General features: G+C 66.9%; 18 protein-coding genes. 8 read left to right on the top strand and 10 right to left on the bottom strand.

Translation table 11 applies throughout. The annotated features are described in order from the left end of the window. Positions 1–27: 27 nt before the first annotated feature. Positions 28–1,124 (bottom strand): IS3 family transposase gene (locus tag BC358_RS06440; protein ID WP_256861428.1). Its coding sequence is split into 2 segments (ribosomal slippage): positions 28–872 and positions 872–1,124, totalling 1,098 coding nucleotides; the frame shifts between segments, so codons are not numbered across the junction. A 36-nt stretch (positions 1,125–1,160) separates the two neighbouring features. Here BC358_RS06440 and BC358_RS21770 point away from each other — a divergent pair. The 4 genes from BC358_RS21770 to BC358_RS06455 all read left to right on the top strand — a co-directional run bounded on the left by BC358_RS21770 (position 1,161) and on the right by BC358_RS06455 (position 3,246). Next, positions 1,161–1,538 carry a hypothetical protein gene (locus tag BC358_RS21770; RefSeq protein WP_143434201.1) on the top strand — a complete coding sequence of 126 codons (378 nt, stop codon included), beginning with the start codon at positions 1,161–1,163 and terminating at the stop codon, positions 1,536–1,538. 105 nt (positions 1,539–1,643) lie between these two features. Next, entirely contained in the window at positions 1,644–2,168 is a 525-nt protein-coding gene (locus BC358_RS06445) for a GNAT family N-acetyltransferase (RefSeq protein ID WP_079365173.1), read from the top strand. A 66-nt stretch (positions 2,169–2,234) separates the two neighbouring features. Continuing rightward, positions 2,235–2,660, top strand: coding sequence for a GFA family protein (locus BC358_RS06450; protein ID WP_079365174.1), 426 nt, complete (start codon positions 2,235–2,237; stop codon positions 2,658–2,660). A 28-nt stretch (positions 2,661–2,688) separates the two neighbouring features. Then, a complete protein-coding gene (locus BC358_RS06455; RefSeq protein WP_079365175.1) occupies positions 2,689–3,246 on the top strand; it encodes a dihydrofolate reductase family protein in 558 nt (185 codons plus the stop codon). Positions 3,247–3,272: 26 nt separating this feature from the next. On the opposite strand, the gene BC358_RS06460 is transcribed toward BC358_RS06455, so the two are convergent. Beyond that, entirely contained in the window at positions 3,273–4,031 is a 759-nt protein-coding gene (locus BC358_RS06460) for a DeoR/GlpR family DNA-binding transcription regulator (RefSeq protein WP_079365176.1), read from the bottom strand. A 74-nt stretch (positions 4,032–4,105) separates the two neighbouring features. Here BC358_RS06460 and BC358_RS06465 point away from each other — a divergent pair, with 74 nt between their 5' ends. Next, positions 4,106–4,726: an NUDIX domain-containing protein gene (locus BC358_RS06465; protein WP_079365177.1), complete on the top strand. Its 621-nt coding sequence runs from the start codon at positions 4,106–4,108 to the stop codon at positions 4,724–4,726. A 100-nt stretch (positions 4,727–4,826) separates the two neighbouring features. Then, complete coding sequence (locus BC358_RS06470; protein ID WP_079365178.1) at positions 4,827–5,666, top strand: DUF3047 domain-containing protein; 840 nt, start codon at positions 4,827–4,829, stop codon at positions 5,664–5,666. Positions 5,667–5,669: 3 nt separating this feature from the next. On the opposite strand, the gene BC358_RS06475 is transcribed toward BC358_RS06470, so the two are convergent. Beyond that, on the bottom strand, positions 5,670–6,359 hold the full coding sequence (locus BC358_RS06475) for a DUF4286 family protein (RefSeq protein ID WP_079365179.1): 690 nt from the start codon (positions 6,357–6,359) through the stop codon (positions 5,670–5,672). Continuing rightward, a complete protein-coding gene (locus BC358_RS06480) occupies positions 6,356–7,315 on the bottom strand; it encodes a LysR family transcriptional regulator (RefSeq protein WP_079365180.1) in 960 nt (319 codons plus the stop codon). Before BC358_RS06480 ends, BC358_RS06475 begins: the two co-directional genes overlap by 4 nt. Positions 7,316–7,444: 129 nt before the next feature. Between BC358_RS06480 and BC358_RS06485 the strand changes: the two genes are divergently transcribed. Further along, positions 7,445–8,044 carry an FMN-dependent NADH-azoreductase gene (locus tag BC358_RS06485; RefSeq protein ID WP_079365181.1) on the top strand — a complete coding sequence of 200 codons (600 nt, stop codon included), beginning with the start codon at positions 7,445–7,447 and terminating at the stop codon, positions 8,042–8,044. 67 nt (positions 8,045–8,111) lie between these two features. Then, on the top strand, positions 8,112–8,996 hold the full coding sequence (locus tag BC358_RS06490; protein WP_079365182.1) for a pirin family protein: 885 nt from the start codon (positions 8,112–8,114) through the stop codon (positions 8,994–8,996). An 8-nt stretch (positions 8,997–9,004) separates the two neighbouring features. Here BC358_RS06490 and BC358_RS06495 read toward each other — a convergent pair whose 3' ends face one another. From BC358_RS06495 to BC358_RS06520, 6 genes are all read right to left on the bottom strand, one after another. After that, a complete protein-coding gene (locus tag BC358_RS06495) occupies positions 9,005–10,435 on the bottom strand; it encodes a phosphatidylserine/phosphatidylglycerophosphate/cardiolipin synthase family protein (RefSeq protein ID WP_079365183.1) in 1,431 nt (476 codons plus the stop codon). Beyond that, complete coding sequence (locus BC358_RS06500; protein WP_079365184.1) at positions 10,435–11,148, bottom strand: YebC/PmpR family DNA-binding transcriptional regulator; 714 nt, start codon at positions 11,146–11,148, stop codon at positions 10,435–10,437. The genes BC358_RS06495 and BC358_RS06500 overlap by 1 nt, the downstream gene beginning before the upstream one ends. Positions 11,149–11,298: 150 nt before the next feature. After that, on the bottom strand, positions 11,299–12,510 hold the full coding sequence (locus BC358_RS06505; protein ID WP_079365185.1) for a Gfo/Idh/MocA family oxidoreductase: 1,212 nt from the start codon (positions 12,508–12,510) through the stop codon (positions 11,299–11,301). Positions 12,511–12,533: 23 nt separating this feature from the next. Then, complete coding sequence (locus tag BC358_RS06510; RefSeq protein ID WP_079365186.1) at positions 12,534–14,237, bottom strand: GMC oxidoreductase; 1,704 nt, start codon at positions 14,235–14,237, stop codon at positions 12,534–12,536. Between the two features lie 94 nt (positions 14,238–14,331). After that, the gene (locus tag BC358_RS06515) at positions 14,332–15,366 is read right to left on the bottom strand and encodes a YeiH family protein (RefSeq protein ID WP_079365187.1); all 1,035 of its coding nucleotides are present in this window, start codon (positions 15,364–15,366) and stop codon (positions 14,332–14,334) included. A gap of 16 nt (positions 15,367–15,382) precedes the next feature. Further along, entirely contained in the window at positions 15,383–16,363 is a 981-nt protein-coding gene (locus BC358_RS06520) for a tripartite tricarboxylate transporter substrate binding protein (protein WP_079365188.1), read from the bottom strand. Positions 16,364–16,469 lie beyond the last annotated feature (106 nt).

A 16,469-nucleotide genomic window follows, 5' to 3' on the forward strand; every position in this document is an offset into this window, starting at 1 on the left:
TGAAGTCCCCTCGAATTCCTGAGCCAGTCAGAAGTAGAGGTTGGGGAACAGTTTGACACGGTACTCGACCGGTGGGATTCGGCCGAGAGATTCATGGGGGCGCTGGTGGTTGTAGCGGTGCAGCCAGTCGGCCGTCATATCACGCACCTCCTGCAATGACTCGAAGACATAGCAGTCCAGCACCTCGGTTCGGTAGGTCTTGTTGAATCGTTCGACATAGGCGTTTTGCGTGGGCTTTCCTGGCTGGATGTGATTGAGCGCGATGCCCTTGGATTTCGCCCATTCGGACAGAGCGTGAGCGATGAACTCCGGGCCGTTGTCCAGGCGAATCGACAGCGGCGCTCCGCGCACTTCCACCAGCTCATTCAAGGCACGTATGACACGGGCTGCCGGCAGGCTGGTGTCGACCTCGATACGCAGGCCCTCGCGGTTGAACTCATCGATGACGTTGAAGGTCCTGAATCGCCTGCCGGACCACAGTGCATCGGCCATGAAGTCGCAGCTCCAACCCTGATTGGGTTGGCCAGCAGCCTCCAGCGGTTGCTTGATGCGCGCCGGCAAACGCTTCTTGCCGCGCCGTGGCAGGTTCAGCCGCAGCTCGCAGTACACGCGCCAAAGCACCGTCTTGCCCCAGGGCTTGCCTTGGTGGCGGGCACTGTCGTAAAGCAGGCCAAAGCCGTGGCGCGGGTTGAGCGCCATGTGCATCTGGATGAAGGTGATGACCCCGGAGTCGTCGCGCGCAATGGGTCGGTAGCGCAGTGTGGAGCGGGCAATGCCGCTGGCCTGGCAGGCTCGGCGCTCGCTCATGCCGTGCTCGGCCATGAGGGCTTGAACGACCATCTCGCGACGCTCCGGGGTCAGAGCTTTCGGTCGACAACGTCCTTGAGCGCGTGGTGCATGAGCGCCAGGTCGGCATACATGCGTTTGAGCTTGGCGTTCTCGTCCTGCAGTTGCCGAAGCTGCGCCAGGTGCGAGACCGTCATGCCAGAGAACTGACTCTTCCACTTGTAGTAGGTCGGCTCGCTCACGCCGTGCTTCCTGCACGTCTCGCCGACCTTGGCACCCATCTCGACCTCCTTGAGGATGCCGACTATCTGCGCTTCGCTGAATCTGGATTTCTTCATGTAGAGACTCCGTCTTGGGGAATTCTCTACTTCCGGGTGGTTCAGGTTTTCAAGGGGACTTCACCACGTGTAGCAGAACAGGTAAAAGCAGAAATCACTGGAAGTTTCTTTGGCTGGGGCGCTGGTGGCGCAAGCAACATCCGGCATCTGTGTCGGATTCTTAAAGACCTCGGATACAAGAAGGTAGCTGGCCTATTTGATGGAGACAAGGTCGAAGAGCGGGAAAAGGCTGAGGTCGAATTTCCAGAATTCCACTTTGCATGTATCCCTGCCAAGGACATTCGGACCAAACCGCCGCGCAAGGCTACGGACGAGGTTCAAGGATTGCTAAACGAAAGATTAGAACTCAAGGAAGAATACGCAATGCAGCTTAAGTCACTATTTGGCTCGCTTTCTACACACATGAACTCCTAACATGGCGGTCAACACGGAGCTCCGCCGACAAGGCCGGCTCCGCGCCGGGTACCTTTACGTTGAGCGTCTGCTCCTGGCCGAAACCGGCCCCAAGTCCCATACCCCATGCCCGACGACTTCATCCACCGCCGCGCAACCACCGCTGATGCCCTGCCCCTCAGCACACTCGCCGCCCAGGTCTTCCTCGACACCTACGCCACCCACGGGATCAACGAGGCCCTCGCCCGGGAGGTGGCCACGGTCTACTCCGCCGAGGTGTTTGAACGGCGGATGCGGGATGCCGCTGTCGAGCTGTGGATGGTCGAAGCCGGCGGGTACACGGTGGGTTTCGTGGACATCGCCTTTGCCACGAGCTGCCCGGTTCCGGGCGTGCGCGGCGCCGAGGTGTTCCGGCTGTACGTGCAGCGCCCGTTCCTGCGCCGCGGTCTGGGGCGCGCCCTGATGGCCAAGGCCGAAGCGTCGGCGCGCGCGCGGGGTCTGGACGCCATCTGGCTCACCGCCTGGGCCGGCAACCAGGCGGCGCTGGCGTTCTACCAGTCGCTGGGCTTCCGGGACATCGGGACGACGGAGTACGTCATCGATGGCGTGGGCTACGAGAACCGTGTGCTCTGCAAGACCTTGGCCGGGTAGACGCATGCCCTTCCGGTCTGTAGGCTCTCCCGCAGGTGCCGAATTTGAAACCGACAAGGAGCTCTCATGAAGTCATTCACCGGTGGTTGTCTCTGTGGCGCCATTCGATACGAGATCACCGCAGAGGCCGGTCCATCCAGGATCTGCTGGTGCAGGGACTGCCAGAAAATCTCGTCCAACGGAACGGTCAACGTCATCTTCCCCAGCGATGCCATCCAGATCACTGGAGCGCCGGGCCAGCACGAGAAGACGGCCGACAGCGGCAACACGGTGACCCGCCGGTTCTGCCCAAGCTGCGGCTCCCAGTTGTTCTCCGACTCCAGTGGTCGCCCGGGCCTGACGGTAGTTCGCGTGGGCACCTTGGACGAGCCATCGGCCGTCAGGCCCACCACCAACATCTGGGTGGCCAGTGCGCCCAGCTGGGCTTGCGTTGACCCATCGCTGGAACAATTCGAGGGGGCACCGGTGGTGGCTCCGCAACCGAAGACGTGATGCCCCACCTTTCCATCGGGAGAGCGTCATGGGACGCCTGACCTTCAGCATCAACCTCACCCTGGACGGTTGCGTCGACCACCAGGAAGGCATTGCCGACGAAGAGACGCACGCCTTCTTCACGCGCCTCATGGACGGGTGCGGCGCGATGCTGTGGGGCCGCACCACCTACGAGATGATGGAGAGCTACTGGCCGGCGGTGGCGCGTGGCGAAGTCGAGGCGCCACCCGCGGTGCGCGAATGGGCGGTGAAGCTGGAGGCCAAGCCGAAGTACGTGGTGTCGTCCACGCGCAAGGATTTCCCGTGGACCCACAGCCACCACATCACCGGCGACCTGCGCACGGGCGTGCAGGCGCTCAAGGCCGCGACCCCGGATGGCGTGCTCGTCGGCAGCGGCCGGCTTGCCACCGAGCTTGACCGGCTGGATCTGATCGACGAGTACCAATTGCTCGTGCACCCCCGCATCGCCGGCCACGGCCCGAGGCTGCACGAGGGTGGGCTGCCCGGCACGCGTCGGCTTGAGCTGATTTCTGCGACGCCGCTGCGCTGCGGCGCGGTCGCCATGCACTACCGGCGCGAGCGCTGACCGGGTCGCCCGCAGGCCGGGCGGCGTCAAACCGCCTTCTGCACCGCCACGCCCCCCGCCCGCAGCGCCGCCACCGTCTTGGGCTTCGTGCCGCCGGGCACCACCAGCAGCGACAGCGCTTTCATCGGTGCGATGACGAAGGCCGAGGCGCTGAGCAGCTTCTCGCTGGACGCGAGCACCACGGTTTCCGCCGCGCGGGCGTGCAGCGCGCGCTTCACGTCGGCCTCTTCGGCGTCGCCGGTGCTCAGCCCGGCTTCGGGGTGCACACCGGTCACGCCGAGGAAGAACAGGTCGGCCCGGAAGCGCGCCGCGGCTTCGATGACCGAGGCGCCGACGTTCACCATGGAATGGCGGAACAGGCGACCGCCGAGCACGATGATTTCCACGTGCCGGTGCGCGGCCAGTTCCACCGCCACGTTGGGGCTGTGGGTGATCACCGTGGCGCGCAGGTCGGCCGGCAGCTGACGCGCGACCTGGATGGCGGTGGTGCCGCCGTCGAGCATGACCACCTGGCCGGGCTTGATGAGCTGCGCGCCGTGGCGCCCCAGCGCCTGTTTTTCGTCGGTCGACACCTGCTGCCTCACCCGCAGGTCGCCCGTGGCCGCGGACGCGGGCAGCGCCCCGCCGTGCACGCGCTGCAGCTTGCCCTGCTGGGCCAGCTCGCGCAGATCGCGGCGGATGGTGTCTTCCGAGGTGCCGAGCTCCAGCGCCAGTTCCCCGGCCACGATCTGGCCCTGCGTGGCGAGGCGGCCGAGGATGAGCTGTTTGCGCTGGGCGGTGAGCATGGGGGCCTCTTGTGCAAGGAATGGGGACGCGCTACGATTGCACGATATTACACGACACTGCACGAATTTATACGATGACCAACCCCCACCACCGAGAGATCCCGCTGCCCGCGAACGAACGCGTGCGCATCGTCGAACAGCGCGTGCTGGCCGACGACTGGTTCGTGCTGAAGAAGACGACCTTCGACTACCGCCACAGCAACGGGCGCTGGCAGCGGCTGCAGCGCGAAACCTACGACCGCGGCGACGGCGCGGCCCTGCTGCTGTTCAACCGGGCGCGGGGCACGGTGGTGCTGATCCGCCAGTTCCGTTTTCCGGCCTACGCCAACGGACTGGCCGACGGCATGCTGGTGGAAGCCTGCGCCGGCCTGCTGGACAACGAGGCACCGGAAGTGGCGATCCGGCGGGAGGTGGAGGAAGAAACTGGGTTTGCGGTGCGCATGCCGCGCAAGGTGTTCGAAGCCTTCATGAGCCCGGGCTCCGTCACCGAGCGGCTGCACTTCTTCGTGGCGGAATACGAGCCCGGTGACCGCGTGAGCCAAGGCGGCGGCGACGCCAGCGAGGGCGAGGACATCGAGGTGCTGGAGCTGCCGCTGGAGCGCGCGCTGGCCATGATCGGCACCGGCGAGATCCAGGACGGCAAGACCATCATGCTGCTGCAGCACGCGGCGCTGGTGGGGCTGGAGCGTTTGTAGGGTGGGCGGCCACCGGACGGCACAACTCGTAACCCATCCCACCCGCACCGCGGCGTCACAATATGGCCCGGCTTTTTCGCCGCTGCCTCACGCGTCTTTCATGTCTTCTGCTCTCTCCCCGCGCTCGCCCCGCCTCTGGGCCTCCCTGCTGGCCCTGCTGCTAAGCGCCTGCGCCAGCGCCCCATCCCCTTCGGCCGACGGAACCGACGACACCACCGCGGAGGCCGACGAGGCCAGCCCCAGGCAGCGCCCGGTGATCCTCGACGGCACCGCCTGGCAGGCCAGCAACCACATCGACGGCGCCGCGCCGGCCACGCCCTGGGAACACCAGGTCTTCATGAGCCGCCGCCCCACGCGCTACCAGGCCACCGAACACGAAGGTCGGCCGGCCGTGCGGGCCGAGGCCATGGGCTCCAACAGCACGCTGAACCTGCTGCTCAAGCCCGCCCCCGGCGCGCAGGCCAAACGCCTGCACTTCTCGCTCTTCGTGCCGGCGCTGAACCCGGCATTCAACCTGGGCGAGAAGGGCGAGGACGATTCGGTGGCGCGGCTGATCCTGAGCTTCGACGGCGACCGCCACAACGGCACCTGGAAGGCGCGCGACCACATCGTCTCGGAGCTGTCGGGCCTGATCGCCGGCAAGCCTCTGCCCTACGCGTCGATCATGTATGTGTGGGACAACCGCTACCCGGCCGGCACGGTGATTCCCAACCCCTACACCGGGCGCATCCGCCAGATCGTGGTGGAGTCGGGGCCGGCGCGGCTGAACCAGTGGGTGGACTTCGACCGCGACGTGGAGGCCGATTTCCGGCTGGCCTTCGGCGAGGCGCCGGGGCCGATGATCGGCCTGGGCCTGATGACCGATTCGAACAACTCGGGCGCCGCGGTCACCGCCTGGTACGGACCGCTGCAGCTGACGATGTCGGCGCCGGCGAATTGAGGCTCAGTCCGCGCCCTCCAGACCGGCCAGCCGCCGGTCGAGCTGGAAGCAGGCGCTGAAGAGCTGGCGGTCGGCCACTGCCGCGCTCCCCAGCTCACCGGCCAGCAGGCCGTCCAGCGCCGCCTGCGCAGCCGCGGCGTGCAGCGCCTCCACCACCAGCACGCCGTCGAACACACCCTCGACGCTGCGGCGCATGGCCTTCTCTTTCGTCTGCACGCCGGTGCCGGCTGCGTCCACCTCCATCAGCCAGACCTGGGCCACGGCGTCCAGACCTGCGATCTTCTGCACCAGCGCTTGCTGCGCGCCAGCGTCTTGCAGGCCCGCCGCGGCAAGGTCCAACCGCAGCGGCGCCACCACCGATCCATTGCCCAACCCCGCCCTTGCCACCACCGGCCCGCCGCCGCGCGCAAAGTTCTGCAGGATGGGCATGGTGCGCTGCGACCAGGGCGTGGGCGCGTTCAGCCGGGCGAGGTACGAGGGGCCGGCCAGCACGCCAGCGTCCTGCAGCTCGTAGGTGATGAAGAAGCGGCGCTTGCCACCGGCCTCGGCGCGGAACACGCGACCCGAGAGAAAGCCGTCGACGCCGACGCGCTCCAGCACGTGCTCGCGCGTGAGCCAGTGCAGGTAGTCGGTTTCCTGGCCGGGTTCGATGTCGCTCCAGATGGCGAGCTGGGCTTGTCCGCGGTGGGTCATGGTGTCTCCTGGGTGAGGTTGGAAGGGGGAATGCGCGCCATGTCGCAGCGCGCAAGCGCTGCCTTGAGCATGTCCACGAACGCGCGGGTCTTGGGCGGCACCAGCTTGCGCCCCGGGTAGACCGCCCAGGCCGGCGCTTCGGGCAGGCACCAGTCGGGCAGCACGCGGCGCAGCTGGCCGGCGTTCACCACTTCCTCGGCGAAATGGTTGGGCAGCGCGGCGATGCCGGCGCCGGCGCGCGCCATGCGCATCAGCAGTTCGGGCGAGTTGGCGCTGACCTGCCCGCTGGGCACCGCCGACCAGCGCTCGCCGCCGCGGCTCAGCGGCCACACCGCTGGCTCGCCGTTGCCGCGCATCAGGCGCAGCGCGGTGTGGCCGGCCAGGTCGTCGGGGTGTTGCGGATCGCCGCGCGCTTGCAGGTAGCCCGGCGCGGCATACAGCCCGTTGGCAAACACCGCCAGCCGCGTGGCCACCAGCAGGTTGTCGTCGGGCAGTTCGCCCATGCGCACCACCACGTCGAAGCCTTCGCCCAGCAGGTCGACCCGGCGCGGCGAGAGGTCCAGGTCGAGCGTGATCGCCGGGTGCAGCGCGGTGAAGGCGGCCAGGCTGTCGGCCAGCATCAGGTTGGCGAAGTCGCTGGGCATGGACACGCGCAGCCGGCCGCTGGGCGCGGCGCGGCGCTGCTCGCGCAGGCTGTGCACCGCCTCCAGTTCGGCCACCACCTGCCGCGCGTGTTCCAGCAGCTGCAGGCCGAACTCGGTGAGCGACTGGCGGCGCGTGGTGCGCAGCAGCAGGCGCTCGCCCATCAGCCGCTCCAGCGCGGCCACGCGGCGCGAGACCGTGGATTTGGGCAGGCCCAGGCGCACCGCGGCCTGGCTGAAGCTGCCCAGCTCGGCCACCCGGGCAAAGATGAGCAGGTCGGTCGGTTCGATGGCGTCGGGGCCACATTCGCGCATTGATTGTTCCACCAAGGAAACAATCTTATCCATTTCGACAGCTTTTCAAGAGGATTCGCAACCCATAAAGTTGAGTTCATCGGTCAACTACTGACCGTTTCCGAATCACCCAATACCCAGGAGCCCGCCATGAAGATTCTGCAGATCAACGCCAGCCCCCGCCGCGAAGCCGGCAACTCCACCAAGCTCGCCAACAGCGTGAGCGAGCGCCTGGTGGCCGCCCACCCGGGCAGCACCGTCACCCTGCGCGACCTGGGCACCTCGCCCGTCACCGTGCTGGACGAGGCCGCCCTGGGCGCCCTGTTCACCCCCGCCGAGCAGCGCCGCGCCGAACAGGCCGCCGTGGTGGCCGAGTACGACGCCCTGATCGCCGAACTGCAGGCGCACGACGCCGTCGTGCTGGGCGTGCCGATGTACAACTTCGGCGTGCCGGTGCAGCTCAAGGCCTGGATCGACGCGGTCGCCCGCGCCGGCGTGACCTTCCGCTACACCGAGAAGGGCCCCGAGGGCCTGGTCAAGGGCAAGACCGTCTACCTGGCGCTGGCCCGCGGCGGCCTCTACCGCGACCAGCCGCACGACAGCCAGACGCCCTACCTCAAGACGGTGCTGGGATTCCTGGGCCTGACCGATGTGCGCCTGATCTACGCCGAAGGCCTGAACATGGGCCCCGAGGCCGCCGCCAAGGGCTTTGCCCAGGCCGAGGCCGACCTGGCCGCCGCCATCGGCTGAGCGCCCGCGTTCACAGCGGCTGCGCGGGGTGGCCGCTTTTGACACCCCGCACCTTCAGGAGACCACCATGACCGCCACCCTCACCCCCCGCCTGCAGCAGCCCCGCCGCGTCGAGCGGCTGGTGGCCGGCATACCCACCTCCGACGGCGCGGGCGTCAAGCTCACCCGCGTGCTGACGCAAAACCTGCAGCGCCGGCTGGACCCGTTCCTGATGCTCGACGCCTTCGGCAGCGACCAGGCCGACGACTACATCGCCGGCTTCCCCGACCACCCGCACCGCGGCTTCGAGACCGTGACCTACATGATCGCGGGCCGCATGCTGCACCGCGACAGCGCCGGCCACGAAGGCCTGCTGGAAAACGGCGGCGTGCAGTGGATGACCGCCGGCCACGGCGTGATCCACTCCGAGATTCCGCAGCAGGAAGAAGGCCTGATGGAAGGCTTCCAGCTCTGGCTGAACCTGCCTGCGCGCGACAAGCTGTGCCCGCCCTGGTACCGCGACTTTGCCAACGCCGACCTGCCGCAGTTCACCACGCCCGAAGGCGTGGCGGTGACGGTGATCGCCGGTGAGAGCCACGGCGTGACCGGTGCGGTGACGCGCGAGGGCACGCAGCCGCTGTACCTGGACCTGCACCTGGCCGCGGGCTCGTCCTTCGAGCAGGCGCTGCCGGGCACGCACAACGCCTTCGTCTACGTCTACCGCGGTGAGGTGAGCGTGAACGGCACGGCGGTGCCGGTGCAGCGCATGGCACTGCTGGCCACCGAACCGGCCAGCGACGGTGTGCGCATCGAGGCCTCGACCGACGCCAAAGTGCTGCTGATCGCCGGCCGGCCGCTGAACGAGCCCATCGCCCAGTACGGCCCGTTCGTGATGAACACCACCGACGAGATCTACCAGGCGCTGGCCGATTTCCGCGACGGCCGCCTGGGCGAGCAGCGCGCCACGGCCTGAGCCGCGGGCTACAGCAGGAAGTCGAGGAAGCTGGCGAAGGGCCGGACCATGCGCATCTGGAAGATGGTGTCCGGGTCCGCGCCCTCGATCAGCGCGTCGTAGCCGCGCGCGCCCGGTGCGCCGGTGATGGCGCGCGACTGCGCCAGTCGCGCCTTCAGGCTCGCCGTCATGGCCGCGGCCAGCTCGGGGTTGTCGCGGCAGATCACGATCAGCTCGGAGTTGAGGTTGGCCGAGCGCGGGTCCATGTTGTAGGTGCCGACCACCACGGTGCGGTCGTCGAACAAGGCGCGCTTGCCGTGCACGCCCCAGCGCTCGGACGCGGGCGGACGGGCGTTCTGCTTCAGCGGCCGGCCGTCGTAGCCCCAGACTTCGAGGTTCTCCAGCGCGAAGCGGTCCAGCGAATCGGCCAGGCTGGCCACGGCGTAGAACGCGTCGGTGGAACGCAGGGTGTTGGTGAGGAACTGCAACTTCACGCCGCGCTGCAGCAACCCCTGCATCAGCGCGACGCCATCGTCGCGCAGCACCAGATACGGGCTCTCGACCACGATGTGCTGCTTGGCCTCCTGCACCAGCGCAGCAATCGCCGTGTAGACCTTGCGCCGCTCCACGCCCGAGCCGGGATAGTCGGTGACGAAATGCGTGTCGCGGCAGGTGCTGAACCGCGGCGCCGCCGCGTGCTGCCGCAGCTCGGCGCTGATGCGCTCTTCGGCCACCGTGCGGTTGCCCAGCAGGTTGATGCGAGGCGCGTCGGTCTCGTCCACCGCGATGTCCTTGGGCTCGGTCACCCAGTCCGACGCCCAGTACAGCTCGAAGCTGTCCACGATGGCGGCCGCGATCGGCCCCTGGATCAGCAGGTCGCTGTCGAGGAAGTTGTAGTGCGTGGACAGGTCGAAGTAGTCGTTACCGATGTTGCGCCCACCGACGATGGCCTTCTGCCGGTCCGCCACCAGCAGCTTGCGGTGGGTGCGGTGCTGCATGGCGAAGAAACGCGCGATGCCCGAGGTGTTGTAGTAGCGCACCTGCACGCCCGCCTGCTCCAGCGAGCGCGCCACCTGCGGCGCCAGCTTGAACACCGGCATCGCAAAGTCCACCAGGATGCGCACCTTCACGCCCTGCGCGGCCTTGCGCGCCAGCGCCTGGTTGATCAGGCGGCTGGACTCATCGAGCTCGTAGATGAAGAACTCCAGCTCGATCGATTCCTTCGCCTCCTCGATGAGCTTGAGCCGCGCGGCCAGCGAGTCGAAGCCCACGTCCAGCAGCGCCACCGCGTGCGGCTCGCGCGAACGCACGTCGATGGCGGCGTGCTGCGGCGCCTGGCCCAGCCACTGGCGCTCGCTCGCTTCCTGGATGCCCAGGAAGGCGACGGCGAACACCACCGGCACACCGATCAGCAGCACCAGCAGCCCGATGCCGGTCCACCGCACCAGGCGCCAGAGCATCAGCCGCCCAGCCCGGCGAAGAGGTTCTGCACGTCGTCGTGCTCGTCCAGCGCCGCCAGGAAGGCCTCCACCTCCTCCAGCGCCTCGGCGCTCAGGCTCGCCGGGCCCACCGGGTTCTTGGGCTTGTAGCCCAGCTTGGCCGACAGCACGGTGAAGCCCTGGGCGGGCAGCGCGCGGCTGACCAGATCGAGGTCGGTCGGGTCGGTGAGAAAGACGCACACGCCCTCGTCGTCGGCGGGCTCGAAGTCCTGCGCACCGGCCTCGATGGCCGCGAGCTCGGCGTCGGCGTCCTGGTTCGCGGCCTCCGCCTCGATGATGCCGACATGGTCGAAGTCCCACGACACCGAGCCGCTGGTGCCCAGCTGGCCCTTGCGGAACAGCACGCGCATCTCTGGTGCGGTGCGGTTCACGTTGTCGGTCAGGCACTCCACCATCACCGGCACGCGGTGCGGCGCGAAGCCTTCGTAGATCACGTGTTCGTAGTGCACCGCCTCACCCGTGAGGCCGGCGCCTTTCTTGATGGCGCGCTCCAGCGTGTCCTTGGGCATGGAAACCTTGCGCGCCTGCTCCACCACCAGCCGCAGGCGGGCGTTGGCCGTGGGGTCGGGGCCGTTGCGGGCCGCAATGATGATGTCCTTGACCAGCTTGCCGAACAGCTTGCCCTTCGCGTTCGCCGCGATGTCCTTGTGTTTGGCTTTCCATTGCGCGCCCATGGGGGTGCTCCTTTGTTGTGTGTTGCCCGCCCGTGAACAGTGGTGGGCGGCTGGTTCGAGTCACGCCTCGATCGTGGCGGATCGATTGGCGAACCGCTGATGGTAGTTTGCCTCGGCGCCCGCTCACCGTTCGAGCAGCGGTTATGACATCTAGGTACGTTTCAGTTTTCCCGCCACCTTAGCCGCCAGCTTGCCCCACTGCTGGAGCGACAGGCCGATACGGATCTGTTGATAACGGCTTGCAACCGGCAACCCCACGGGCGCGCCAGCACGGCGCGCCGAATAGGACATTGCTCGAAGGTACTCGATGTCCTGGGCCGCTGACGCTGCCGGGTACAGCGGCAGTGCGCCGTGTCGTGCCACCTGAATCATTGCATCCACATGGGTTGCGACGGCTATCTGCTCATCGCTCAATGAATGCGGTGCAAATGGATTGCGCCACTCGACTTCGCCAAATTCCCGCGTGGCCACCGAAACGCTGCGGAGCAATGGACCGCCTTCGCCCTCGACGACATGGCGCTGGAACCCGCTTTGATGCGTTTCACCGGTACGCCGGTTGACGACAAGAAGTTGGTCGTCAACGAGGCTCCCACATCCCCCATGCACGAGCAGCCGTCCCTGCGGACGCGTCGGAAGCACGGTGTATCCGGACGAATAGTTGTGCACGAGCAGCGCACCGTCCAGATGCTTCACGGTACCGAGCAGCCAGCGCTCAGGCCACGCCAACTCCGGGATGGGCGGTGCCACACCCTCGATGAGTCCGGTCTTGCCGAAATCCTGTTCGATCGCTGTCGCCGATGCGGCTTGCCGATGACCACCCAGATACGAGCGCAGCTGTGCTATTCCGTGATAGTCGAAAGTGGAAAATTCATTGATTGCCGAGGTGACCGGACCCAGAACACCGAGACCGATCAGCTTCAGTTTGAGTGCCTCGGCAGGGAGAAACGGAAACTGTTCGGCGACACCCACCTGAACCCCACGTTTCGCAGCGAGATCGACTACGTTGCGCGCCAGGCGCTCGTCCCATGCAATGGGTGTTTCCGCCAACACGGGTAGGCCGCGACCAATCACATCAAAAAGCACCGTGGTATTTGCCGCACCGTTGACCGCAACGATCAGAAACGCAGGCTGAGCACCTTTGATGAGTTCGTCGATCGATGCGAAGTGAGGCCATCCCGATGAAGCAGCAAAGGCAGCTCCCTTCTCCCGATCGCGCGCGAAAAAGCCTGAGACCTCAATGCGATCACTCAGCGCGCGCAATACCGGGCCATAGATGTTCCTCACCCGGTCCCCCGCACCCACGATGCCTACCCTGGTGCGTCCATGGTTCGAGGCTGTAGCGGCTGAGTTGATGTCGTTCATGTGGGGGCGCTCTCCATAACAAGCTAGTGCCCAGAAGGTGAGGGGTGCTTCAAGGCTTTGTGCAGGTGATCGGCCAGTCGAACGCCCAGGGCAGCAATGAGCAGGGTCGGGTTGCTTGTCCCGGCCGTAGCAAACACCGAACTTCCGGCGACATAAAGCCCACGCGTGCCATGCACCGCACAGTTCACATCGACGACACCATTTCTCGGACTCGCACTCATGCGTGTCGTGCCCATCGGATGAGCCATGTCGTGAAGATGCGAGCGCCAGTCGGCTGCCGGATCGCGTAGCCAGGGTGCGATCTGCGGCATCTCGAGACGCAATCTCCGACATTCCTCTTCAACGAGTCGCGCACACGCCGCGTACGTCTGGCGCTCAACGTCGTGCATCCGCCAGTCTATGCGCGCCAATCGCTGTCCATATTCATCAACGCGCTCGCTCAGCGTCACCCGGCTCTGTGCATCGGGCACCTGCTCCACGTTGCAGCCGATGTCCACCTGGCTCGTCAACGTGAACGCGGGCCGTCTCTCAACGTAACGGTCATAGATACCTTCGAGCAATCGGACCGGATGCCGGCCCATATTGACGAGGTGTGCAAGATCGCTGCTGCCCAGACGCCCGCTTCGGGCGGCACGCAAAATGGTGCCCAGCGAAGACACGGGTGAGGGCATGCGGACATGTTCGAACAAGTACACCGTTCCTCGGGTGAGCTGCTCTTCCATCTGGCGTTGCCCCGACAGGCTTGCACCCGTGACATACACGTGCCGCCGACCATGCCGGTCGAACCACAACTGGCGAAACCTCGTGCGCAACCGCCGAGCCTCACCCGTCACGGTCCCGATCTCGGCGTAGTGATGATCCATCAGATAGCGACCCACCTGATCGTGATGGTTTCCAATTCCACCGGGCGTCTGCTCGTCGGACAGCAACAACAACCGCGCGTTGTCGATGCCTCCGCAGGCCAGGACCACGGCCCTGGACCTCACCCGTGCGAACCCACCGCCGGCACGTTGAATGGTCACGCCGGTGACCGTGCTCCCATCGTTGTCGCAGTTCACGCTTCTCACGTGAGCGTGCAGCCACACCCGAATATTGGGTGCGTCGGAGAGCACCCGACGGGATGCCTGGGCAACATCCAGCGCGGCCGGAGCGCCACTGTGCATCAGCGCACCGAGATTCTGGCAGTCGTGGTCGTCAACGCTGGGGACCTGACGCCTGACGCTTACACCTGGCAGGCTCGCCTGGAAATACTGCCACTCGAACTTTGCCGGATCCCATGCGGGTTGCGGCGCACGCTTGTTCAGCATCTGCCACAGTCGATCGTCATAGACCCCAGGACCTATTCCGAGCAGGCCACCAGCGCGATCCAGGTAGGGCGCGACATCGGCGCTGTCAATGGGCCAACCGCTGTTCGGCACCCAGGAGCGCGGTTGGTAATCTGTCGGCGCAAAAGGAACGCAGCGGCCACTCCAGAGCACGGACGTTCCACCAAAGATGCGTCTTCGCACCGACATGTGATGCGCGCGACGTGCTCCGACCGACTCGAACTCGGAAAGGGCCTCAGACCGGGATTCATGATGCTCCCCACCCGTCTCAAGCACCAGGACATCCAGCTGCGTGTTGGCAAGCGACGTGGCGACAGCGAGACCCGCAGGACCGGTACCGACAACACAGACATCGCACATCACTTCGCCGTCGACAGACAGCTGGTCAAAGTCCTCGATCATTTCAGTCCCGCTTTCCTGTGCATGTGCTCGTCACCACTGGCAAAAGCATGCCTACATGCCAGTTGGGTCACCCTCCGAGACGCAGGGCTCAGGGCTACTGAAGCCGCAGCAGGCCCCAGAATAGCACCGCCAGGAAGGCCGTCTCCAGCACCATCAGCGCCACCGGCTTCCAGCCCACGGTGACGATCTCGCGCAGCTGGGTCTTCATGCCGATGGCCGCCATCGAGGCCACCAGCAGGAACTGCGAGCTGCCCTGCCCCGCCTGCACCAGCGCCGCCGGCAGCCAGCCGCTGCTGTTGACCAGCACCAGCACGGCGAAAGCCACCGCGAACCAGGGCAGCAGCGGCGGGCGCGGGCCGGCGGGTTGGTCGCCGCCCTGCGCGCGCTCGTGGCGCCGCGCCAGCACCGCCGCCAGCGCGATCACCGGCAGCAGCATCGCCACCCGCATCAGCTTGACCAGGGTGGCGGCGTCGCCCGCGTCGTGCGAGAGGCTGTAGCCCGCGCCGACCACCTGGGCCACGTCGTGGATGGTGCCGCCGATGAAGAAGCCGGCCATCACCGGCGGCATGTCCAGCGCGTGGGTGAGCATGGGGTAGAGCACCATGGCCAGGGTCGAGAGCGTGCTCACGCCGATCACGGTGAACAGCGTGGCGCGCTCCTTGAGCGGGTGGGCCGGCATGGCCGCCGACAGCGCCAGCGCCGCCGACGCGCCACAGATGGCGACTGCGCCGCCGGTGAGCAGGCCGAAGAACAGGCGGAACCTCATCAGCCGCGCCAGCACCATGCCCACGGCAATCGTCGCGGCCACCGAGACCAGCACCATCAGCACCGGCGACCAGCCCAGCGCCGCCACCTGCGCCACCGTGATGCGCAGCCCCAGCAGGGCCACGCCCAGGCGCAGCAGGGTGCGCGCGGTGAACTGGATGCCGGTGCCGGCCTTGCCTTCGGCCGAGAGGAAATTCAGCGCCATGCCCAGCAGCAGCGCGAACAGCATCACCGGCGCGCCGTAGTGCGCCCCCAGCGCCATGGCGGCCACCGCCACCACGGCGCTGAGGGTGATGCCTGGGGCCAGCTCGGCCGCGTGGGTGCGCAGCCGGGGCCAGTGTGCAGGCGCGAGGAACGTGCTCATTGTCAGCACCAGGGGCTCACTGGTTGAGCTTGATGTCGAAGGCCTTGACGATGGCCGCGTTGCGCTCGAAGTCGGCGCGCAGCGACTGCGCCATCTGCTCGGCGGTCTCGTCGCCACCCGCATCGAAGCCCGCTCCCAGCAGGCGGTCGCGCACCTTGGGCGAGGCCGCCGTCTTGTCCACCGCGGCATTGATCTTCTGCACCAGGGCGGGCGGAACGCTGCTGGCAACGATGATGCCGACCCAGTTGCTGAAGTCCACATCGGGGTAGCCCTGCTCGGCCATGGTCGGCACATTCGGCAGGTGGGGCGAACGCTTCTTGGCCGCCACGCCGAAGGCCTGGATCTTGCCGGCCTCGACCATCTTCTTGGAGGTGGCCATGCCGTCGAACATCAGCGGCACCTGGCCGCCCATGAGCTGGGCCAGCGCGGGCGGCGAGCCGGCGAAGGGCACGTGCTGCATGTCCAGCCCGGCCTTCTGGTTGAGGATCATGCCGGCGTAGTGCGAGCTGGTGCCGGTGCTGTAGGAGGCGAAGCTGACCTTGCCCGGATTCGCCTTGACCCAGGCCACCACGCCCTTGACGTCCTTGGCCGGCACGTTGGGCGCGCCGACCAGGACCATGGTGGCGCGCGCGATGGCGGTCACCGGCCTGACGTCCTTGAGCGGGTCGAAGGCCGTCTTCATGACGTGCGGGATCTCGGTGAGGATGTTGCTCGCCGTCATCATGATGGTGTGGCCGTCGGGCGGCGCGGCCAGCATGGCCTGCACCGCGATGGCGCCGCCGGCACCGGGCTTGTTCTCCACCACCACCGGCTGGCCGATGTCGGCCCCGAGCTGGTCGGCCACGATGCGGGCCACCACGTCCATGGTGCCGCCGGCCGGCGCGGGCACCAGCATGCGAACCGGCTTGTCGGTCCAGGCCATGGCAGCCGGCAGGGTGAGCGCAAGGGCGGCGGCGCAGACAGCGCGGCGCAGGGGCGGGAAACGGAAGGCGGTCATGTCGTGTCTCCAGTGTGGCGCAGGCCATCGGGCGGGCCTGTCGTGGCCCGGGTGTCGGACCGTGGGGCAAATACTAGGTGCGCACTCCCGACTGCGCTTGTCCAAT

It is taken from the genome of Hydrogenophaga sp. H7, from assembly GCF_002025745.1.
GTDB lineage: Bacteria > Pseudomonadota > Gammaproteobacteria > Burkholderiales > Burkholderiaceae_C > Hydrogenophaga > Hydrogenophaga pseudoflava.